19 protein-coding genes are annotated in these 19,757 nt (G+C 57.5%); 13 read left to right on the top strand and 6 right to left on the bottom strand.

The window, feature by feature from the left end; all coding sequences use genetic code 11:
• Window positions 1-15: 15 nt before the first annotated feature.
• On the bottom strand, window positions 16-744 hold the full coding sequence (gene btsR / locus ID864_RS11835; RefSeq protein WP_048914678.1) for a two-component system response regulator BtsR: 729 nt from the start codon (window positions 742-744) through the stop codon (window positions 16-18).
• Window positions 738-2,426 carry a sensor histidine kinase gene (locus ID864_RS11830; RefSeq protein WP_133622777.1) on the bottom strand — a complete coding sequence of 563 codons (1,689 nt, stop codon included), beginning with the start codon at window positions 2,424-2,426 and terminating at the stop codon, window positions 738-740. The genes btsR and ID864_RS11830 overlap by 7 nt, the downstream gene beginning before the upstream one ends.
• 150 nt (window positions 2,427-2,576) lie before the next feature.
• Between ID864_RS11830 and ID864_RS11825 the strand changes: the two genes are divergently transcribed.
• The 10 genes from ID864_RS11825 to ID864_RS11780 all read left to right on the top strand — a co-directional run bounded on the left by ID864_RS11825 (window position 2,577) and on the right by ID864_RS11780 (window position 11,760).
• On the top strand, window positions 2,577-3,584 hold the full coding sequence (locus ID864_RS11825; protein ID WP_048914673.1) for a LacI family DNA-binding transcriptional regulator: 1,008 nt from the start codon (window positions 2,577-2,579) through the stop codon (window positions 3,582-3,584).
• Window positions 3,585-3,927: 343 nt separating this feature from the next.
• Window positions 3,928-4,275, top strand: a complete 348-nt coding sequence (mdtJ, locus tag ID864_RS11820; RefSeq protein WP_166643207.1) for a multidrug/spermidine efflux SMR transporter subunit MdtJ — start codon at window positions 3,928-3,930, stop codon at window positions 4,273-4,275.
• Window positions 4,262-4,591 carry a multidrug/spermidine efflux SMR transporter subunit MdtI gene (mdtI, locus tag ID864_RS11815; protein WP_048914671.1) on the top strand — a complete coding sequence of 110 codons (330 nt, stop codon included), beginning with the start codon at window positions 4,262-4,264 and terminating at the stop codon, window positions 4,589-4,591. The genes mdtJ and mdtI overlap by 14 nt, the downstream gene beginning before the upstream one ends.
• 50 nt (window positions 4,592-4,641) lie before the next feature.
• Window positions 4,642-5,544: an aromatic amino acid DMT transporter YddG gene (yddG, locus tag ID864_RS11810; protein ID WP_191149865.1), complete on the top strand. Its 903-nt coding sequence runs from the start codon at window positions 4,642-4,644 to the stop codon at window positions 5,542-5,544.
• Between the two features lie 242 nt (window positions 5,545-5,786).
• The gene (lldR, locus tag ID864_RS11805) at window positions 5,787-6,563 is read left to right on the top strand and encodes a transcriptional regulator LldR (RefSeq protein ID WP_048914669.1); all 777 of its coding nucleotides are present in this window, start codon (window positions 5,787-5,789) and stop codon (window positions 6,561-6,563) included.
• Complete coding sequence (gene lldD / locus ID864_RS11800; protein ID WP_099754406.1) at window positions 6,560-7,705, top strand: FMN-dependent L-lactate dehydrogenase LldD; 1,146 nt, start codon at window positions 6,560-6,562, stop codon at window positions 7,703-7,705. Before lldR ends, lldD begins: the two co-directional genes overlap by 4 nt.
• 198 nt (window positions 7,706-7,903) lie before the next feature.
• Window positions 7,904-8,365 (top strand): nuclear transport factor 2 family protein, encoded by a 462-nt coding sequence (locus tag ID864_RS11795; protein ID WP_048914667.1) that lies wholly within the window; start codon window positions 7,904-7,906, stop codon window positions 8,363-8,365.
• Window positions 8,366-8,368: 3 nt separating this feature from the next.
• Complete coding sequence (locus tag ID864_RS11790) at window positions 8,369-8,914, top strand: TetR/AcrR family transcriptional regulator (RefSeq protein ID WP_191149864.1); 546 nt, start codon at window positions 8,369-8,371, stop codon at window positions 8,912-8,914.
• A gap of 245 nt (window positions 8,915-9,159) precedes the next feature.
• Window positions 9,160-11,298, top strand: a complete 2,139-nt coding sequence (locus tag ID864_RS11785) for a putative bifunctional diguanylate cyclase/phosphodiesterase (RefSeq protein ID WP_191149863.1) — start codon at window positions 9,160-9,162, stop codon at window positions 11,296-11,298.
• Between the two features lie 126 nt (window positions 11,299-11,424).
• Window positions 11,425-11,760, top strand: a complete 336-nt coding sequence (locus ID864_RS11780; protein WP_048914664.1) for a hypothetical protein — start codon at window positions 11,425-11,427, stop codon at window positions 11,758-11,760.
• A 6-nt stretch (window positions 11,761-11,766) separates the two neighbouring features.
• On the opposite strand, the gene ID864_RS11775 is transcribed toward ID864_RS11780, so the two are convergent.
• Window positions 11,767-13,218 carry a methyl-accepting chemotaxis protein gene (locus tag ID864_RS11775; RefSeq protein ID WP_048914676.1) on the bottom strand — a complete coding sequence of 484 codons (1,452 nt, stop codon included), beginning with the start codon at window positions 13,216-13,218 and terminating at the stop codon, window positions 11,767-11,769.
• 490 nt (window positions 13,219-13,708) lie between these two features.
• Here ID864_RS11775 and ID864_RS11770 point away from each other — a divergent pair, with 490 nt between their 5' ends.
• From ID864_RS11770 to ID864_RS11760, 3 genes are read left to right on the top strand one after another with little or no spacing between them, the layout of a single operon-like run.
• The gene (locus ID864_RS11770) at window positions 13,709-14,119 is read left to right on the top strand and encodes a GNAT family N-acetyltransferase (RefSeq protein ID WP_048914663.1); all 411 of its coding nucleotides are present in this window, start codon (window positions 13,709-13,711) and stop codon (window positions 14,117-14,119) included.
• 21 nt (window positions 14,120-14,140) lie between these two features.
• Window positions 14,141-14,830 carry a helix-turn-helix transcriptional regulator gene (locus tag ID864_RS11765; RefSeq protein WP_062818080.1) on the top strand — a complete coding sequence of 230 codons (690 nt, stop codon included), beginning with the start codon at window positions 14,141-14,143 and terminating at the stop codon, window positions 14,828-14,830.
• A gap of 22 nt (window positions 14,831-14,852) precedes the next feature.
• Window positions 14,853-16,151, top strand: coding sequence for a cytosine permease (locus tag ID864_RS11760; protein ID WP_048914661.1), 1,299 nt, complete (start codon window positions 14,853-14,855; stop codon window positions 16,149-16,151).
• A 42-nt stretch (window positions 16,152-16,193) separates the two neighbouring features.
• Here ID864_RS11760 and wzz(fepE) read toward each other — a convergent pair whose 3' ends face one another.
• From wzz(fepE) to ID864_RS11745, 3 genes are all read right to left on the bottom strand, one after another.
• Window positions 16,194-17,336: an LPS O-antigen length regulator Wzz(fepE) gene (gene wzz(fepE) / locus ID864_RS11755; RefSeq protein ID WP_099754408.1), complete on the bottom strand. Its 1,143-nt coding sequence runs from the start codon at window positions 17,334-17,336 to the stop codon at window positions 16,194-16,196.
• A 324-nt stretch (window positions 17,337-17,660) separates the two neighbouring features.
• Window positions 17,661-18,245 carry a YceI family protein gene (locus tag ID864_RS11750; RefSeq protein ID WP_048914659.1) on the bottom strand — a complete coding sequence of 195 codons (585 nt, stop codon included), beginning with the start codon at window positions 18,243-18,245 and terminating at the stop codon, window positions 17,661-17,663.
• Between the two features lie 156 nt (window positions 18,246-18,401).
• Complete coding sequence (locus ID864_RS11745; RefSeq protein ID WP_048914658.1) at window positions 18,402-19,424, bottom strand: LacI family DNA-binding transcriptional regulator; 1,023 nt, start codon at window positions 19,422-19,424, stop codon at window positions 18,402-18,404.
• Between the last annotated feature and the right edge of the window lie 333 nt (window positions 19,425-19,757).

Below are 19,757 nucleotides of genomic sequence, written 5' to 3'. Positions count from 1 at the left end.
AACCTGCCGTGTAAACTACAGCCCCAGCGCCTCCTTCAGGCTTTTGAGATAGCGGCGGCTCACCGGCACGGTATGACCATCACGCAGCAGCAGTTCCGCCTGGCCGTTATCCTCCAGGCGGATCTCTTTCAGATGCGCCATATTCACCAGATACTGACGGTGGCAGCGCAGCAGCGGCGTGCGGTGCTCCAGCACCCGCAGCGTCAGCTCGGTAAACCCCTCCTTGCCGTCGTGGCTGGTGACGTAGACGCCGCTCAGGCGGCTGCTGACAAACGCCACCTCCTCCATCTGTAATAGCCAGATGCGGCTGTGCCCACTGCACGGAATAAACTTCAGCGGCTGCTGGCTCTCCGGCAGCACCGAGACATCCTGCACCTCCTGCTGCTGATGCCCCTGGCGCAGGCGCGCCAGCGTCTTGCCCAGGCGCGCTGCCTCTACCGGCTTCAGCAGATAGTCAAAGGCGTGCTCCTCAAAGGCCTGCACCGCAAACTCGTCAAAGGCGGTGAGGAACACAATCCACGGCCGCTGCTGCGGATCAAGCATGCTGACCATCTCCAGCCCGCTGATGCGCGGCATCTGGATATCGAGAAACACCACGTCTGGCCGCAGCTTGTGCACCATGGCGATGCCTTCAATGGCGTTGCCGCACTCGCCGACAATCGCGATATCGCCCTCCTGCTGGAGCAGGATGCGCAGGTTCTCCCGCGCCAGCGGCTCATCATCGACAATTAAAACGCTTAACATACTGGCTCCTCCAGCGGCAGGCGCAGGGTAATACGGGTAAAACGGTCCGGCTCGCAGGTCACGCTGATGCCGTAGCCGTCACCAAAACGCACGCGCAGGCGCTTATCCACCAGGCTCATGCCCAGCCCGCTGCCTTCACTCTTTGGCTGGTACAGCCCGGCGTTATCCTCAATCGCCAGCAGCAGATGCTGCCCGTCGCGGCTGGCGCGCAGCGTAATCTCGCCGTTGCCCAGCAGCTGTGAGGTGCCGTGCTTGATCGCGTTCTCGACGATAGGCTGCAGGGTAAAGGCGGGCAGCTGGTGATGCGCCAGCTCCGGCGGCACCAGCAGCTGCACGCAGAGCCGCGACTGAAAGCGCGCCTGCTCGATCTGCAGATAGGCATTTACATGCTCAATCTCATTGGCCAGCGTAACAATCTCCGACGGCCGCTTGAGGTTCTTGCGGAAGAAGGTCGACAGATACTGCACCAGCTGCCCGGCCTTGTCGCTGTCGTGGCGGATCACCGCCATCAGGGTATTGAGCGCGTTAAACAGGAAGTGCGGGTTGACCTGCGCGTGCAGCAGTTTGATCTCTGACTGCGCCAGCAACGCCTTCTGCCGCTCATACTGTCCGGCGAGGATCTGCGCCGATAGCAGCTGCGCGATGCCCTCTCCCAGCGTGCGGTTAATCGAGCTGAACAAGCGGTTACGCGGCTCGTAAAGTTTGATGGTGCCGATCACCCGCTGGTTTTCCCCGCGCAGCGGGATCACCAGCGTCGAACCCAGTTTGCAGTTAGGGTGCAGCGAGCAGCGATACGGCACTTCATTGCCGTCGGCGTACACCACTTCGCCGCTGTCGATAGCGCGCCAGGTCAGGGAAGAGGAGATCGGCCTGCCCGGCAGATGGTGATCATCACCGGTGCCGGTAAACGCCAGCAGCCGCTCGCGGTCGGTGATGGCCACCGCGCCGATATCCAGCGCCTGATACAGCACCTGCGCCACCTTCATGCTGTTCTCTTCGTTAAACCCCTGGCGCAGTATCCCCTCGGTCGAGGCCGCTACCTTGAGTGCAGTGGCGGAGAACGCCGAGGTGTACTTCTCAAACATCGCCCGCTTGTCGAGCAGGATGCGCATAAACATCGCCGCGCCGACGGTATTCGTCACCATCATCGGCGCGGCAATGCTCTGCACCAGGTGCAGCGCATCGTTAAACGGCCGGGCGATCAGCAAAATAATCGCCATCTGCATCAGCTCGGCAAAAAAGGTGACCAGCCCCGCGGTGAGCGGGCTGAAGACCTTATCGCTGCGCCCGCGCCTGATCAGCACGCTGTGCACCACGCCGCCAATCAGCCCTTCGGCGATGGTTGAGATCATGCAGCTCAGCGCGGTCATGCCGCCAAGGGAATAGCGGTGCAGCCCGCCCGTCAGCCCCACCAGCCCGCCGACCACTGGCCCCCCCAGCAGCCCGCCCATCACCGCACCAATCGCCCGCGTATTGGCAATCGAATCTTCAATATGCAGGCCAAAATAGGTGCCCATAATGCAGAAGATCGAGAAGGTGATGTAGCACAGCAGCTTGTGCGGCAGCCGCACCGTGACCTGCATCAGCGGGATAAACAGGCGGGTTTTACTCATCAGCCAGGCGATAACCAGGAACACACACATCTGCTGCAGCAGCAGTAAAATCAACGTAAATTCGTACATCCCTATAGCCCCCCGTTCAGGATGCCTGCAACATACACCGCTGCGCGGCAATTTGCCTGGCCTGGCACGACAAAATGCGAGCCGCTACGCAGGAAATATCCTGAAAAGATGGTTTACTGTCCGGCAAACCACCTCAGAAACACCTCAGAAATGAAATTTTCCATCAAGCAGATCGCTGCTCAGGCTGGCGTCAGTAAAGCCACGGTCGACCGTGCGCTGCATCAGCGCGGCGCGGTTCACGCCCAGACGGAGCGCCGTATAGCGCAGGCGCTGCGCGACCTTGAACAGCAGCAGCGCATGAGCCTCGCCAGCGGCCGCACTATCCCGATCGACGTTATCCTGCATACGCCCACGCGTTTCAGCCAGCTGGTGACCGATGCGCTGCTGGCGGAGATTGCCAGCTTTGCCCCTTTCCGCCTTACCCTGCGCCTGCATGTCTTTGAGAACACCGACCCCCAGCAGATCCGCCGGCTGATGCAGCGCTGCGCCAGCGACAGCTACGGCATTATTCTCAAGGCGGAAAATGACCGCATGCTGACGGAGGTTATTGAAGAACTGCTGAAGCAACGGGTGCCGGTAGTGACGCTGGTGACCGACCTGCCGGACAGCCAGCGCATTCGCTACGTCGGTATCGACAACCACTCGGCCGGGCATACGGCGGCGTATCTGATGGCGCGCCTGCTGGGGCAGCGCACGCCACAGGTGGCAGTGGTAACGGGCAGCGAACGCTTTCAGGGGGAACAGGATCGCGCCGCCGGGTTCTGCGCGGCGCTGGCGCAGATGGCCCCGGCGTTGACCACGCTGCGCATCAGCGCCGGATACGGCATCGATCACCCCACTTTTTGCGCGCTGGCGCAGCAGCTGGAGCGCCATCCGGCACTGGGGGCGGTGTACTGTGCTGGCGGCGGCAACAGCGCCATCGTGCGCGCTTTTGCCGCTGCCGGGCGGGAAATCGCGGTATTCATCGGCCACGACCTGGATAGTGAGAACCGCCAGCTGCTGAGCGAGGGAAAAATGGACCTGCTGATCCACCACGAGCTGCAGCAGGATGCACGCTGCATTTTCCAGAGCCTGCTGGCCTTTCACGGCTATATCCCACAGCCTGAAGTGAGCGCGCCGTTCTCACGCGTCAGTGTGATCACGCCATGGAACGCTTAAGCAGTCGGAATAACTAAACAAACCATCAATACCAGGGTAAAGAATCGCAAACAGCAAGATAAACACCACATCCGCATGCTATAACAGAGCCGTGTTCAACTACCGGAGACAATTTCCTTTCCGCACCGACGAAAAGCAACAACGCGGATAAGTTGTAAAAATTATGGATAATATGGTCAGGCTCGACCCCATCATGCAGTGCCCCGCTTTCTCTTCTGCCTTATCCCTTTCCGGTGAACAACACTGGCGTAACGCGCTTTAGTCCCGCTTTAACCCTACGACATTAAGCTGTTATATCCTGCCGCCAAGGCGGGCGCGTTATCCCCTGTTCTGTGGAAAATAAATCATGCTGTACTGGATGTTACTGGCTCTGGCGATCGCGCTGGAAATCACCGGCACCCTGCTGATGAAATGGTCTAGCGTCAGCGGCAATCCGGCGGGCTACCTGCTGATGCTGCTGTTGATTGCTCTCTCTTATATTGCCCTGTCGATTTCGATTAAAAAAATCGCCCTTGGCGTCGCTTACGCGATGTGGGAAGGCGTGGGTATTCTGTTTATTACGCTGTTCAGCGTGCTGCTGTTTGACGAGTCGCTCTCGCTCATGAAAATCGCCGGACTGGCGACGCTGGTGGTGGGCATTGCGCTGATTAAATCCGGCACCCGCACGGGAGGCCGTCATGTCAGCGTTTGAGTGGATTCATGCCGCCTGGCTGGCGGGTGCCGTGGTGCTGGAGATTGCTGCCAATATCTTTCTCAAGCTTTCCAACGGCTTTAAGCGCAAAGGCTACGGTCTGCTGTCGCTGCTGGCGGTGCTGGCGGCGTTCAGCGCGCTGGCCCAGGCGGTGGAAGGGATCGAGCTGTCGGTCGCCTACGCGCTGTGGGGTGGCTTTGGCATTGTGGCCACCATCGCGGCAGGTCGTGCGCTTTTCGGCCAGCGCCTGAGCCGCAAAGGTTGGCTGGGCGTGCTGTTGCTACTGGTCGGTATGGTGCTGATTAAATTCGCCTGACGGGCTGCCAGCCTGTAAAGTCAGCTAAAAATTTTCGGGCAGCGGATAATATGGATTACAGAAAAGCAACGGGGATTGGCCTCATCGCCATCCTGCTGTGGAGCACGATTGTCGGACTGATACGCGGCGTCAGCGAGGGGTTAGGCCCGGTCGGTGGCGCCGCCGCTATTTACAGCCTCAGCGCGCTGATACTGCTGGTGACGGTCGGCCTGCCCAGGCTGAATACCTTTCCGCGTTCCTATCTGCTGCTGGGCAGCCTGCTGTTTGTCAGCTACGAAATTTGCCTCTCTTTATCCCTCGGCTATGCCGCCAGCAGCACCCAGGCCATTGAAGTGGGAATGGTTAACTATCTCTGGCCGGCACTAACGGTACTGCTGTCGATAGCGGTGCTGCGGCAAAAGTGCAGCCTGCTGATCGTTCCCGGTCTGGCGCTTTCGCTGATCGGCATTTGTCGGGTGCTGGCGGGCGATCATCCGCTGTCGCTGGCGGAGGTTGACCGCAGCGTCGCCTCGAACCCGCTCAGCTATGGGCTGGCCCTGAGCGGCGCGCTGATTTGGGCGCTGTACTGCGTGGTAACCAAAAAAATCGCCAACGGCAGCAACGGCATCACCCTGTTCTTCCTGCTTACCGCACTGGCGCTGTGGCTGAAATACTTCTCAGCTCCGCAGCCGGAGATGGTGATGAACTGGCGCATCGGCGCTTGTCTGGCGCTGGCGGCGCTGGCGATGGGTTTTGGCTATGCCGCGTGGAATATTGGCATCCTGCACGGCAATGTCACCGTGCTGGCGACCGCCAGCTACTTTATTCCGGTGCTATCGGCGCTGCTCGCCGCCCTGCTGCTCAACTCCAGCCTCTCCTTAGCCTTCTGGCAGGGCGCAGGGATGGTCAGCGCGGGATCGCTGATCTGCTGGTGGTCAACGCGGCAAAAGGGTCAGCGCGGGGGGGCGCGGTGAACAGCGCTGTTGTATCTGATTGGCTTGATGAGTTCCCATCCCCCAGCCGGATCATAACGAACGGTCCTACCAATTCAGAAAAAATCTGAATCCCGTCCACAGAAAACTAAAAAACTGCGCGCTGCGATTGTCTTTTCTGCACAAAATATTAACTATCAGCCCCTGAAAGCCGTAGATGCGCTGAATTGGTCGGACCGAGTTCAGCGGCGGAAATTCCTTCCACCCGCAGGAGCTGCCCAGACATGACCACCCGCGCTGACCACCTGGCGAGCCGCATTCAGGCGCTGATCGCGCAGCGACAGCTGGCCCCCGGCAGCCGCCTGCCTGCGGAGCGTAAGCTGGCGCAGGAGCTGACGGTATCACGCTCTTCGCTGCGCGAAGCACTGCAGAAGCTGGTCGGCGAAGGCGTCCTGTTCAGCCGCACCGGCGGTGGACACTTTCTGTGTGATGCGCCCTCGCCGTGGTCTGAGCAGCGTATTGTGCAGCCGTTGAAAGCGCTGGTCGCCGCCGATCCGGACTATCGCGATGACATTCTTGAGGCGCGCCACGCCATTGAAGCCAGCACCGCCTGGTTTGCCGCACTGCGCGCCACCGATGCCGATAAAGCAAAGCTGCAAACCTGCTTCGATGCCACGCTGAATTGTACCGAGAGCGATGCCCCGGAGCTGGCGGCGCAGGCCGACGTGCGCTTTCATCTGGCGATTGCCGAAGCCTCGCACAATGTGGTGCTGCTGCAGACCATGCGCGGCTTCTTCGATCTGCTGCAATCTTCGGTGATGCACAGCCGCCAGCGCATTTACAGCGCGCCGCACATTTTTGCCCAGCTGACCGAACAACACGAGGAGCTGCTGCTGGCGATCCTCGCCGGGGAGCCGGAGCGCGCCAGCCGCGCCGCCCGCGTCCACCTCGGCTTTGTCCACAGCACGTTGAAAACCATGCAGGAAGATGATGCCCGGCAGCAGCGCAGTACCCGCCTGCCGGACGACACAATCGATACACTCCAGGGAGAGAAACGATGATTATTTCAGCCGGCACCGACTACCGCGCCGCCGCAAAACGCATTCTGCCACCGTTCCTGTTTCACTATATCGACGGTGGTGCCTACGCCGAACATACCCTGCGCCGCAACGTGGATGACCTGGCGAATATCGCCCTTAGGCAGCGCGTGTTGAACAACATGTCCGAGTTGAGTCTGCACACCACGCTGTTCAACGAAACTCTGGCGATGCCGGTGGCGCTGGCACCGGTCGGGCTGTGTGGCATGTACGCACGCCGTGGCGAAGTGCAGGCGGCGAAAGCGGCGGCGGCGAAAGGCATTCCATTTACCCTTTCCACCGTCTCGGTGTGCCCGATTGAAGAGGTGGCTCCGGCGATTAACCGCCCGATGTGGTTCCAGCTCTACGTGCTGAAAGATCGCGGCTTTATGCGCAACGCGCTGGAACGCGCTAAAGCCGCGGGCTGCTCGACGCTGGTATTTACCGTGGATATGCCCACCCCGGGCGCGCGCTACCGCGATGCCCACTCCGGTATGAGTGGCCAGAACGCCGCGCTGCGCCGCTACTGGCAATCGGTTACCCATCCACAGTGGGCGTGGGACGTCGGGCTGAACGGCAAACCGCACGATCTCGGCAATATCTCCACCTACCTTGGTAAACCGACCGGGCTGGAAGACTATATCGGCTGGCTGGCGAACAACTTCGACCCGTCGATCTCGTGGAGCGATCTGGAGTGGATCCGCGAGTTCTGGGATGGCCCGATGATCATCAAAGGCATCCTCGACGCTGACGATGCGCGCGATGCGGTGCGCTTCGGCGCCGACGGCATTGTGGTCTCTAACCACGGCGGTCGTCAGCTTGATGGGGTGCTGTCAACGGCGCGTGCGCTACCCGCCATTGCCGACGCGGTAAAGGGCGACATCACCATTCTGGCCGACAGCGGCATCCGCAACGGCCTGGACGTGGTGCGCATGATTGCGCTGGGTGCCGACAGCGTGCTGCTGGGCCGCGCTTATCTTTATGCGCTGGCGACCGCGGGTCAGGCGGGCGTGGAAAACCTGCTGACGCTGATTGAGAAAGAGATGCGCGTGGCGATGACGCTGACCGGCTGTAAAACCATTGCCGATATTTCGCGGGAATCGCTGGTGAACCGCGGCCTGGCCTGACGTGTTCAACGGGTCGACCGGACAAAATGGTCGACCCCTACAGGAATATCAACCATTGAAGATGGCGCGATATTTGGGGGAAATGCAGAAATCTATGCCCTTCCGGTCGCCCCAAAATGCGCACAATCATTCCGCACTGGACACGGACTGTAACGATCAGTACAGTCAATGCTCTTTAGTACACAAGCGGAGTTTTCCATGTCAGCTCTTGTCCCTCCCTTTACCCGTGAAAGCGCCATCCAGAAAGTTCGCCTGGCGGAGGATGGCTGGAACAGCCGCAACCCTGAAAGAGTATCGCGGGTCTATACACCCGACAGCCAGTGGCGCAACCGCGCCGAGTTCGTCAGCGGGCGTGAGGAGATCGTCTGCTTCCTGACACGCAAATGGGCCAGGGAGTTGGACTACCGCTTGATCAAGGAGCTGTGGGCGTTTGGCGATAACCGCATCGCGGTGCGCTTTGCCTACGAATGGCATGACGATAGCGGCAACTGGTTCCGCTCCTTCGGCAATGAGAACTGGGAGTTTGATAAGCAGGGGCTGATGCAACAGCGCTTCGCCTGCATCAACGATCTGCCGATTAGCGCGGACGATCGCAAGTTCTTCTGGCCGCTCGGCCGCCGCCCGGACGATCACCCCGGCCTGTCTGAGCTGGGACTGTAAGCGATGCGCAGCGTATATCAACGCGAGGACGTGCTGCCGCTGGTGGCGGGCGTATTCCGCGAGCTGGGCTATGACGGCACCAGCATCAGCCGCATTACGGAAAAGACCGGGCTGGGAAAAAGCAGCCTGTATCACTTTTTCCCCGGCGGTAAAGAGGAGATGGCCGCCGCGGTGCTGGCCGAGGTCGACAGCTGGTTTACGCTGAATATCTTCACTCCGCTGCATGAGCAGGCACCGGCCAGTGCCATCCCTGCCATGTGGCAGGCGGTGGAGAGCTATTTTCACTCCGGCCAGCGCATCTGCCTGCTGGGCGCATTTGCACTGGATGAGACGCGCGACCGCTTTGCCAGCACCATCAGCCGCTACTTCTCGCGCTGGATTGAGGCGCTGACTGCCGCGCTTATTCGCAACGGGCAGCAGGCCGCATCAGCGCGGGAGAACGCTCAGGACGCGGTGCTCGGCATCCAGGGGGCCATCACTCTGTCGCGTGCAATGAACGACCCCGCACTCTTTACTGCCGCGCTGGTGCGCCTCTCGCAGCGCCTGTAACGCGGGTTTGGTACCAGGCAAACCGACCGCCACCCGCTCCATCTGCGGGCTGCCGATGGCGTAAATCCGCAGTGACGGTTATACACAACCTCACGCCTCCTTTCCGCATGATTTTTTTCACTAATTTCAGACAATGCGTCATTTAATAACATCTTAATATTTGCCAATAATAGCCGATAAGGTAGTGTTTACTCTTTACAAAACCCGTACTTACTGGGGCTACTCATCGTCTTTCCGGAACTTCAATGAAAATCGAACACAGCACGGTTGCTGAACTACGCCGCGAGTTTATGCGCAACGTTGTCGCACCAGTGGTTGCGGTCGTGGTGTTCGCCCTGCTGGGATGCGGATTTACCGCGTACTGGGTAACGGCACAGAGCAATGCGAAAGCAGAAGAAAAACAGCAGCAGGTCATTGAAAATATTTTTGCCCAGCATCTGGCTGATTTTGGCAACCAGCATAAAAACCTGCTGAAAGGCGCGGATTTACTGGTACAGATGGCGAAGCCGGACGAGTTTGGCAGCTGGCTCTACAGCCTCGCCGGTGACAACGAAATCTATCTGATGGACGCGCAGCACCGGCCAATTGCCGCCTGGCTGGCTGGCCGCGCAGCCCCGCTTTCCCGCTATCGCGGTGTCAGTCAGTCGCTCGCCAACTGGCTGCATCCTGCCGGCGGGGAGGATTTCACCCGCGATTTTATCCGCCTGCGCGGGCGGGTGGCGGAAGTGGTCATTGGCAGCCTGCCGGGCGATCGGGCTAATCGCCAGCTGGTGTTTATCCGCTATCTGCACTACAGCTTTATCGATTTTCTTGAACACCGTGGCGTCGTCAGCCGCTTCCGCTTTATCCCCAGCGATCCTGAACAGGCCAACAGCGCCGGTTTTCTGCTGACCTCGCAGCGCGGTATCCCGGTCAGCAGCGTCTCGTGGGAGCCGATGCGCCCGGGCACGCAAATGCTGAAAGTCACCGGGCCGCTGATTGCGGTGGCGATCCTCAGCATTACTCTGATGTGCATCCTGATGACGCACCGCCTGTGGTTCTCCTCGCTTAAACTCTCCAGCTCAATGCGTCGCCTGGCCGCCAGCGAAGCGCACGCCAGGCATCTGGCGCATCACGATACCTTAACCGGCTTGCCAAACCGTGCCTGGATTGAGGAGCAGCTCAACCGTCGCCTCTTCCAGCTGCCGCTAAAGGGCGAAAAACTGGCGCTGCTGCTGCTCGATCTCGACCGTTTTAAAATGATCAACGATACCTACGGCCATCATACGGGTGACGATCTGATCGTCGAAATCGGCCAGCGCCTGTCAAGACTGCTGCCGGGAGAGAATGCCGTGGGCCGTCTCGGCGGCGATGAGTTTGTGGTGATGCTCAGCAAGATCGAGAGCGAACAGCAGGTCGCGGAGATGTGCCAGCAGATCATCACCCAGCTGGCCGCGCCGATGACGCTGCGCGGCCACAAGCTGTGGGTTGGCGTCAGCATCGGCGTGGCGCTGGCTCCCGAGCACAGCACGGACCTGCTGGAGCTGATGCGTAAGGCGGATATTTCGCTGTACGCCGCCAAAGCGGAGGGCGGCGGGCGCTACTGCCTGTTTATCCCAACGATGGATGAAGCGCTGCAAAAGCGTCAGCGGCTGGCCCAGCAGCTGCGTGTGGCGCTGGAAAACAATAATCTCGGACTGATGCAGTGGTATCAGCCGATTATGGATATCAGCGGCACTAAGCTGTTCGCCGTCGAAGCCCTGCTGCGCTGGCAGCACCCGACGCTGGGCGCCATTTCGCCGGCGGAGTTTGTGCCGATAGCGGAGGAGACCGGGCTGATTATCCCGCTCGGCGAGTGGGTGATTGAGCAAGCGTGCAGGCTGGCAACCCGCTGCCCGAAGCTGATCGTCGCAATCAATGTTTCGCCACTGCAGTTCCTGGCGCCCGGCTTTGTTGATACGCTGCGCGAAATTATCACCCGCCACAACGTAAATCCGCGTCAGATCGAACTGGAAATTACCGAGGGCGTGTTGCTGGAAGATGAGCAGCAGGCGCTGAGAACCATCCGCACCCTGCGCGCGGCCGGGTTCTGCATCGCGCTGGATGATTTTGGCACCGGCTACTCCAGCCTGAATTATTTGATCCAGTTCCCGGTGGATACGATTAAAATCGACCGCGCATTTATCCAGTCGCTGGGGGTACGTGCGAATTCGGCCACTATCGTGAAGTCGGTGATCAACCTCGGTCACAGTCTGGGGATAACGGTCACAGCGGAAGGCGTGGAAACCGAAGAGCAGCGTTTAATGCTGGAAGCCGCCGGCTGCGACCGGCTGCAGGGTTTCCTGCTGAGCCGCCCGCAGCCGGCGGAGCAGTTACGTCAGCTGCTCCTGGAAAAATTCACCTGACCAACGGGCGGACCGAACAAAATGGCCCGCCCCTACAGGACAATATAACCGTAGGGGGCGACCCTTTTTTCCGGACGCCCCGTGCCAATGATTCGCAGCAAAATTTAACCTAATAAACGGAATAAAATGAAAAAGCTCTCCCTGGCAATAATCATGCTGGCCATCGCACTGCTGACCTGGTGGTTTGGTTTTCGCACTCCGCCGCACGACCCGCACTATGACGCCGCCGCCTGCGTGGCGCTGGATGTGCTGGGCACGCCAACCAGCGAGCAGGATTTTGTCGAGAAAATCCGCACGGTGATCGTCAACGAGAACAACTCATACTCGTTCAAACAGGTGAGCTACGACGACCAGCAGGGCCAGATGTCGATCGCTAAATATCGGGCGTTAAGCGCAGAGCAGAAAGCCACGGCGGCCAAAGACGTCGACAGCTGCATCCGCGTGATCTCCGCCAGCCACTGATTGTCCTCAGGCGAAGCGGAACACCGCAATCGCCTGCTGCAGCGCCTCAGCCTGCTGCTGCTGCTGCTGTGCAACCTCCAGCGTCTCCGCTACGTGCTGCAGGTTGTGCTGCACGCTGCTGTCAATGCTCTCCACACTCTCCTTCATCTGCGTAATGCTGCTGAGCTGCTGGTCGTTCATCTGCATCAGTTCCTCGACCAGCTGCGCCAGGCCGCTGATAGTGGCGATCGCTTCCTGCATGGTTTTGCCTGCTGCGGCTACCTGCTCGCTGCCGCTTTGGCTGCGTTCCACCGAGGTGGCGATCAGTGTACGGATCTCCTTCGCCGCGTTTTCACAGCGCATCGCCAGGGTGCGCACCTCCGCCGCTACCACGGCAAAGCCCTGGCCATGCTGACCGGCGTTGGCGGCTTCTACCGATGCATTAAGCGACAGGATATTGGTCTGGAAAGCGATGCCGTCGATCAACTCCAGAATCACGTTAATGCGCCGCGACTCCTGCTCGATCTGCGCCATTGAGCCGATGGCCTGTTCGAGATTTTCACCTCCACGCCGCGCCACCGCATTAGCTTCGTGCGCCAGCTGCTGTACCGCATGGGCTTTTTTGCTGGTCAACGAGGCCGCCGCATTCATCTGCTCCATCGCGCTCGCCGCCACAGCCAGCGCGTGCGCCTGCTCATCGGTGCGCTGCGACAGTGCGGCATTACGTTGCAGAATACTGTCGGACTCCTCCAGCAGCAGCCCGACGCCATCACTGACGCGGTTTAGCGTGCCGTGCATGGCGCCGAGCGTGGTGCTGAAGGTCCGGGCGAACGGCGTGGTGCTGCGGCTGTCTTCCGCCGTCAGCGTCAGGCGGCCCGGCTCGCGGTTGATCCACGCAGCTAACTGCGCCACTTCGCTGGCGGCACGGGCATCCGCCGCCATGCGCTGCGCAATGAAAATCAGGATGGCGGTTTGTGCCACAACGAATACCGCGTGGAACAGCACCATATGAAAACCAGGGTGCGTAAAGCAGACGATGCCGTAAAGGTCGTTTTCCTGCAAATAGTTGAACAGGGCGTGATGAATCGCGGCGGTGGCGGCCCCCATCAATAACGGGCGGTAGTCGCGGTAGGCTAGCAGTGCCGAGAGCAGCACAAAAATAGAGAAGTGATATTCGACTTCACCTTCTCCAAGCTGGATCATCAGCGCCGAAAAGGCGATCAGGGTAACGGCAAACCACAGGCGGGTGGCCAGGCTTCCCGGCAGCAGCGCGCGCAGCAGGGTGCTGGCGAACGCCAGCGCGCCGCCGACAATCAGCGCCAGCATCAGCGAATCCATCACCCAGCCCACTACACTGGTGATAGTGAACATCCCCCACACCAGAAACAGCATCAGCAAATCGGCCTGGCGCCAGATTTTTTCCAGCGAGATAACTTCTACTGCCTGGCCATTGCCCTGCTGAAACGTTGTAGCGTCCATAGGTACCCCAAAAAGAGAGATGATTGAGCAGATCATCGGCACGCGCTGGGTAAACATGAATCACTGCGAGGCTTTTTGTGATTGCGCTCACCTTTCAGCCAATGAAAAAGGGACCGCGAGTTAGGCGGTCCCTTTAGGCAGGAATTTTCTTTTATAAAAGATTAGCTGAAGTTACTTTTGGTATCATCTTCAGTAATCTTTACTATTTCTCTTTCTGTCCGCTACCTGAGGTAGTCGCCGAAAAAGGTGCTGCGTGAGTAATTTCCCTGGTGAGGCGGAATATTTGCCTTGCCAAACTGGCGAGACGAAATGATATTAGTGTGATCTTGTTCACGGCTTCGTCTGATGGGTGACACCATAAGCGTTTTTGGCACCCGAGGGAACGGGGGGAAAACACTCTTGAAAAAAAGGCAAATTAATGATAATTACCCCTCAGTAATATGCAGGTTATCTTATTAATTTTTAGTCAAATAATGAGTGCACGAAGCCAATGAAGATCCTTGTGACCGATACACCCGCTGCTGCTGATGAAGAGTACGTCATCGACAGCCTGTGGGCACATAATGCAAAAATAACGCCGGTGGATATCCACCCGCTGTTTATCACCCTGCGTGATGACGACAACCAAATCTACGCCGGGCTGGTTGCCAGAACCTGGTGGGGTGGACTGGAAGTTCAGTATTTATGGGTCAGCGATGCGTGCCGGGGGAAAGGGACCGGTCGTGACCTGATGCAAACTGCCGAAGCAGAAGCCCGCAAGCGCGGCTGCCATATGGCGTATGTCGACACCTTTGATTTTCAGGCGAAAGGTTTCTACGAAAAATTAGGTTATGCGCCTTACGGTGAGCTGGGCGATTACGCCCATCTGCACACCCGCCACTACCTGGCAAAAAAACTCTGACCGCACGCCCCCAGGAGGAAAATGGAATTGTCACCGGATAAGCCCGCATCCAGCTTCAGCGCATTGATTGCGATGATGGAGCATTTAACCGATCCCTGGGGGATTAAAGATCCCGAATCGCGCCATCTGTATATGAACCGCGCCGCATACAGCTACACCAATACGCCGGCGGATTTTAATATTGAAGGTCGCCTGGACAGCGAGTTTCCCGCTGCCTGGGCCGAATGCGAAGATGAGCTGATCGAACACGACCGCCGCACTCAGGCTTCTAACAGCCGGGTGGCGGTGATTGAGACCCACTACTGGTTCGGTCAGAAAACCTTAACGCCGTACGTCAGCGAGAAGCTGCCGCTGTATGACGAGCGCGGCGAGTATATCGGCGTAGCCTGGAATGCCAGGATCCTCGATACCATGTCGCCACTGAAATACATCACCCAGCAGAAGCCGGGGGTGCTGACCACCGAAGTCAGCAGCGATCTGTTCACCCGCTCCGAGCTAGATACGCTGTTTTTAATGCTGCAGCGCCTGTCGACCAAGGAGATTGCCCGCATTTATAACCTCAGCCATCGCACGGTAGAAAACCGTATTTACAACATCTACCAGAAAGCTGGCGTGCATACGCTGAGTCAATTTGAAGAGTACTGTCGCCACACCGGGCTGGACAACTTTATACCGGACCGCCTGATCGAAAAGGGCATTCAGTTTATTTAACTTTTAAGCAAGGAACCTCTCTGTGATCCGTATTGAAGATTACCCGCTCGAGCGCGTGCCGGACAATAAGCGCGTCTCATTTCTCAGCGTTGCGGTGGTGCACATGGGCATGCTCACCGCGCTCGATCAGTTTATGCTCGGCGCCGTGCTGGGCGACTCCATGAGTCTGGCCTCGGCCTTTATCGCTATTCTGGCCGGCAGTGTGATTTTCGGTATTGTCACCTACGGACTGGGCTATGCCGGGATGCGCGAAGGAATTTCCGGCAGCCTGCTGGCGCGCTGGTGCGGATTTGGCCGTATCGGGTCGGTGCTGATTGGCCTGGTGGTGGCGGTCAGCCTGCTGGGCTGGTTTGGCATTCAGAATGCTATCTTCGCCAAGTCGCTGAACTTTGCGCTTGGCGGCGTGCTGGGCTTCCCGCTGGCGGCCAGCCTTTCCGGCCTGCTGCTGACGGTGCTGGTCACCTTTGGCTTTAAGGCGCTACGCGTCACCGCACGCATTGCCGTGCCGCTGTTTATCTGCCTGGTCGGCTTTATCTCCTTCCATACCCTGGCTGGCCACACCCTGCAGCAGATTATCGACCTGCCGCCAACGGGCAGCCCGCTGACCATCAGTGCGGCAATCACCATGGTGGTGGGCGGGGCGATTGTTGCCAGCCTGATGACCCCCGACCTGACGCGTTATTCGCGCTCGTCGAAGCACGTGGCGGGTATCACCCTGATGACCATTATTGCCGGGGAGTTTATCGTGAACGGGCTGGCGATTATGATTGCCCGCACGCTGCAAACCGCTGATGTGGTGACGATTATGTCGCAGGTCGCGGGCGGCGTTGGCCTGCTGGTGGTGATCCTCTCCACCCTGCGCGTCAATGACCTTAACCTTTACTCTTCGTCCCTTGGGGTGATAAACGCCGTTGAGGGCATCTGCGGCGTGAAGCTGCAGTACCGTTACACCACGCTGGTGATTGGCCTGCTCGGTACGCTACTGTCGGTGCTGGGCATTCTCGACCGCTTTGTCGACTTCCTGACGGTGCTGGGCGTGGTGTTCCCACCGATCCTCGGTATCATGCTGGTCGATTATCTGCTGCTGCGCAGCCATCGCGCCGCACTGGATAGCAGCCGCGCCGCCGGCAAGCTGCCAACGGATGCCGAGACGCCGGTGATTGGCTGGACGGCGATTGTCGCCACGCTGATAGGAAGTGTGATTGGCCTGATGACCGAGTGGGGCGTACCAACCATCAATTCGCTGCTGGTGTCCTGTGTGATCTACATCGTGCTGTCGCTGGCGCTGCGCCGCAACCGCGTGGTGCAACCTTCCGTATAAATGTTCAGGGCGACGCACGCTGCGTCGCCCTGCTGTTCCTGATTACTTCACGCGCTCAGGCAGTAAATCAATCGTCTGGCTGCGCCTCTTCATCACGCTGTTCAGCAGTACCCAGGCACAGCTTGCCACCAGCCCCGCCAGAGCAAACAGAACCGCAATCAGCATCCGCTTCGGACCATCACGCTTAATAGGCTCGTAAGGCGCACGCATGTACTTGAACGGCTCAACGGTCAGCTCATCAATTTTCAGGTTGTTCAACTTTTCAATATACAGGCGTCGGTTTTGCAGGTCAGCGCTCAGTTGCGACGGGTCGGTAATTGACTTCTCAATCGCCAGTTTACGCTCCAGACCGTCGGCCCCCAGGGTGACGGAAAAGTCCGGGTCGTCCTGAATGGCAGTGCCATTGCTCCAGGAAGGTTTTTTCAGACCGGCAGAGCGGGCAATATCGAGGGCATACTGCAGGCGGTCAAGCTTAATCTGATGCAGATTTTTCGCCTGCACTAAATCAAATTCATAGCGCCCAATCTCTTTGCCTTTCAGCATATCAACCTGATATTTCAGGCGCTGATGCAGCTCCTGCTCCACCACCGTGGTGACATAGTTGATATAGCCTTCCAGCAGGTCGCGTGCGGCGGTGGGCGTTTCGGCGGTGTATTTGATCTCGTAATAACGGTACTCTTTTTTATCCCCGTCTTTGTCCTGCACCGAACTGTGCGAATCGATATTGCCATTGAGAATGGCATTGATCAGGTGATTACGCATCTCCGGGCTGTCGGCTTTGTCCTGCACCAACTCTTTAAAATAGGTAGTGTTAACCAGATATTTTTCGCGCAGAGTGCGTGAATCGAAGTTGCGCATAAAATCAGACAGCAGCGAGTCCGGATTGATATCGGTTTTGATATTCAGCACCGCCAGCTCGGTCAGTACCTTTTCCATGCTGCGCAGCTGCGGCGCTTCGGCAGGTACCAGCACAGTGGAGCTGGTCCAGCGCTGCGGCATCAGATAGCTGACGCCAATCCCCGCCAATAATGCCAGCATGGTAAAACCCGCAATCAGATATTTTCGCTTTAGAATAATAGAGAGCAGCTCAAGCAGATCAATTTCGTCATCGGGGTGAGAATATGAATGACCAGAATTTTCGATACGCCGGGGGTGCGAATGCTCGTCAGAGGTGATGTAACTCATAGGTTCCTTTCCTGTAATACTTGCAATAGCTCAGGGCGGGAGACACAGCGACTATACGTTAACCAATTGATATTTAACGAAATACATCACATTACTGCCATCACATCCCTTGATAGGCATTAATGTAACACAGACTATTCTTATTTTAAAAATAAAATTAACCGCAAATTAATCGTTAACAAAAAGTTATTTACTGGCAAAAAAGAATTAATAGGCTTAGATAGCTTGCGTCTTATTTACTCGCAACAAGCTAAGAATTGTCCTGGCATGGCAAGCGTATTAACCTGGCGGCGAAGCATTATCGCCCCGCCGCCGGTTGCAGCATTACTTCGCGTAAGCTTCGGTGCTGACGTGGATTTTCACCTCATCACTGACTGCCGGGACATACTTGTCGAGCTTAAAGTCAGAACGTTTGATGGTGGTTTCAGCATCAAAACCTATCGCCTGTTTTTTCACCATCGGATGCTCACCCTGCTTGTTCAGCACCGCGTGCAGGATCACCGGTTTGGTGATGCCTTTGATGGTCAGGTCACCATACACGTCCAGCTTGTTCCCGCCTTTGCTGACCACTTTGCTACTGTTGAAGGTCGCCGTGGGGTATTTCGCCACGTTAAAATAGTCCGCGCCTTTAAACTCGCTGGTCAGCGCCGCTACGTGCGTATCAATAGTGTCAATCGGCAGGCTAACCTGTACTTTCGATGCCGCCACGTTGGCCGCATCATAGGTAATTAAACCAGTAACGTTAGAGATATCCGCCGTGGGGTTAGAGAAACCGAAATGGTTCCAGGAGACCACCACGGCGGTATGGCCCGGGTCGATATCATAATTTTGTGCTGCGGCCATGGTGAACTGAGAATAGAGTGCGGCGCTCATCAGCAGCGGCAGGGCGATCTTTTTCATTGCAGACATTCAGGGGCATCCTGTTAGTAGAGTGACCTTTGAAGTCTGCAAGAGAAAGCGCGCCAGTGATATTGAAGATATTTGACCGCGACGTTCAAAAAAGCCACCTAATACCGGCGGGTTAATATCCCGATAAATTACTGTTTATAGCAGTGATTATATTTATTACGTCCGCCCTTTATACGGCCCGGCCGCCACTGAATCACGCAGCACCAGTTGGCCATTGAATGCTGGCAGCGGTGCGGTTGGCTGACCATCCAGCATCAGCACCAGTTTTTCCAGCGTGTGTTTGATCATCTCGCCAACCGGCACATGTACCGTGGTCAGCGGCGGCACAAAGAAGGAGGCCATCGGGATATCATCAAAGCTGAGCAGCGACACATCCTCAGGAATGCGTTTACCGCTGGCGTACAGCGCCCGCGCCGCGCCAATTGCCATATCGTCGTTGCTCGCCACCAGCGCGGTAAATTCAACTGCGCGCTGCAGCAGCTGCTGTCCGGCTTCAAACCCGCTAAGCGGTGTCCAGCTGCCGTGAGCGACTAGCCGTTCATCAAACGGCAGATGATGCGAATGCAGAGCCGCACGATAACCGTTGAGTCGGCTGGTGCCGGTCGGCGAACCGGGCGAGCCGGCAATAAACGCGATGTCGCGATGCCCCTCGGCGACCAGGTAATTAACCGCATCAAAAGTATTTTGCTCGTGGGCGGCAAAGACGCAGTGCTGCGGATGCTGTTGCAGCTGACGATTGACGACAATAATCGGCTTGCTGGTTTGCTCAATAATCTCATCCAGCTCGGCGGTATTGAGAAAGCGCGGATAGATAATGATCGCATCACAGCGCAGATCGAGCAGGAACTCGATGGCCTGGCGCTCCTGACGGGCGTCATGCTTGCCATCAGCGAGGATCAGCTGGCGCCCATGCTGCTCGGTGACGGTGGCCGCCTGAAATAACAGTTCACTGAAATAGGGGCCGTTATATAAGGTATTGGTCACCACCAGCCCGATATTTTGCGATTTACTGGTGGCCAGATTGCGCGCCAGCAAATTAAGACGATAGCCCGTCTCTTCAATCGCCTTAAATACTTTATCCTGGGTAGTTTTACTGACGTAACTGTTTCCCGCTAATACCCGGGAAACGGTGGCTTTTGATACGCCCGCTTTTTTCGCAACATCCAGCATAGTAATCATTGAGGCATCCTGAAGACTAATTCCTGTTTGCCATAATACCCTGTTTTATCACCTGCCCCAACCTGATGTAGTAACAGCATGAAATTATTAGCTTTGTTGAGGTTCACTCTTGCCCTCCTTCGACTTTAATGCTGATAGATCCGTGAGTTAATAATAATTAAACTCGCTGATAACCTGCAGGTAACCTGATTAAAGATATATCTATTACCAGCATAAAACTGAGGTTTTACTCGGGCGATAACGGGCGATTGGGATCGCGCTCACAGAACGATTCAAAGAATATGAAACCGGTTGCAGAAACGGGGTTCTTTCGGCTATTTATTAAAAAAACCA

Source organism: Erwinia aphidicola (assembly GCF_014773485.1).
Taxonomy (GTDB): Bacteria; Pseudomonadota; Gammaproteobacteria; order Enterobacterales; family Enterobacteriaceae; genus Erwinia; species Erwinia aphidicola.
The sequence above is the reverse complement of the archived record's forward strand: the minus strand, read 5'-3'. Positions and strand labels throughout refer to the sequence as shown.

What these genes read in the sequence shown, in the direction of transcription:
- yddG (WP_191149865.1), top strand. Translation starts at nt 4,642, where the DNA reads ATGGATTACAGAAAAGCAACGGGGATTGGCCTCATCGCCATCCTGCTG.
- lldD (WP_099754406.1), top strand. Translation starts at nt 6,560, where the DNA reads ATGATTATTTCAGCCGGCACCGACTACCGCGCCGCCGCAAAACGCATT.
- ID864_RS11785 (WP_191149863.1), top strand. Translation starts at nt 9,160, where the DNA reads ATGAAAATCGAACACAGCACGGTTGCTGAACTACGCCGCGAGTTTATG.
- ID864_RS11780 (WP_048914664.1), top strand. Translation starts at nt 11,425, where the DNA reads ATGAAAAAGCTCTCCCTGGCAATAATCATGCTGGCCATCGCACTGCTG.
- ID864_RS11825 (WP_048914673.1), top strand. Translation starts at nt 2,577, where the DNA reads ATGAAATTTTCCATCAAGCAGATCGCTGCTCAGGCTGGCGTCAGTAAA.
- ID864_RS11775 (WP_048914676.1), bottom strand. Translation starts at nt 13,218, where the DNA reads ATGGACGCTACAACGTTTCAGCAGGGCAATGGCCAGGCAGTAGAAGTT.
- btsR (WP_048914678.1), bottom strand. Translation starts at nt 744, where the DNA reads ATGTTAAGCGTTTTAATTGTCGATGATGAGCCGCTGGCGCGGGAGAAC.
- ID864_RS11770 (WP_048914663.1), top strand. Translation starts at nt 13,709, where the DNA reads ATGAAGATCCTTGTGACCGATACACCCGCTGCTGCTGATGAAGAGTAC.
- ID864_RS11830 (WP_133622777.1), bottom strand. Translation starts at nt 2,426, where the DNA reads ATGTACGAATTTACGTTGATTTTACTGCTGCTGCAGCAGATGTGTGTG.
- ID864_RS11750 (WP_048914659.1), bottom strand. Translation starts at nt 18,245, where the DNA reads ATGTCTGCAATGAAAAAGATCGCCCTGCCGCTGCTGATGAGCGCCGCA.
- mdtI (WP_048914671.1), top strand. Translation starts at nt 4,262, where the DNA reads ATGTCAGCGTTTGAGTGGATTCATGCCGCCTGGCTGGCGGGTGCCGTG.
- lldR (WP_048914669.1), top strand. Translation starts at nt 5,787, where the DNA reads ATGACCACCCGCGCTGACCACCTGGCGAGCCGCATTCAGGCGCTGATC.
- ID864_RS11745 (WP_048914658.1), bottom strand. Translation starts at nt 19,424, where the DNA reads ATGATTACTATGCTGGATGTTGCGAAAAAAGCGGGCGTATCAAAAGCC.
- ID864_RS11790 (WP_191149864.1), top strand. Translation starts at nt 8,369, where the DNA reads ATGCGCAGCGTATATCAACGCGAGGACGTGCTGCCGCTGGTGGCGGGC.
- ID864_RS11765 (WP_062818080.1), top strand. Translation starts at nt 14,141, where the DNA reads ATGGAATTGTCACCGGATAAGCCCGCATCCAGCTTCAGCGCATTGATT.
- ID864_RS11795 (WP_048914667.1), top strand. Translation starts at nt 7,904, where the DNA reads ATGTCAGCTCTTGTCCCTCCCTTTACCCGTGAAAGCGCCATCCAGAAA.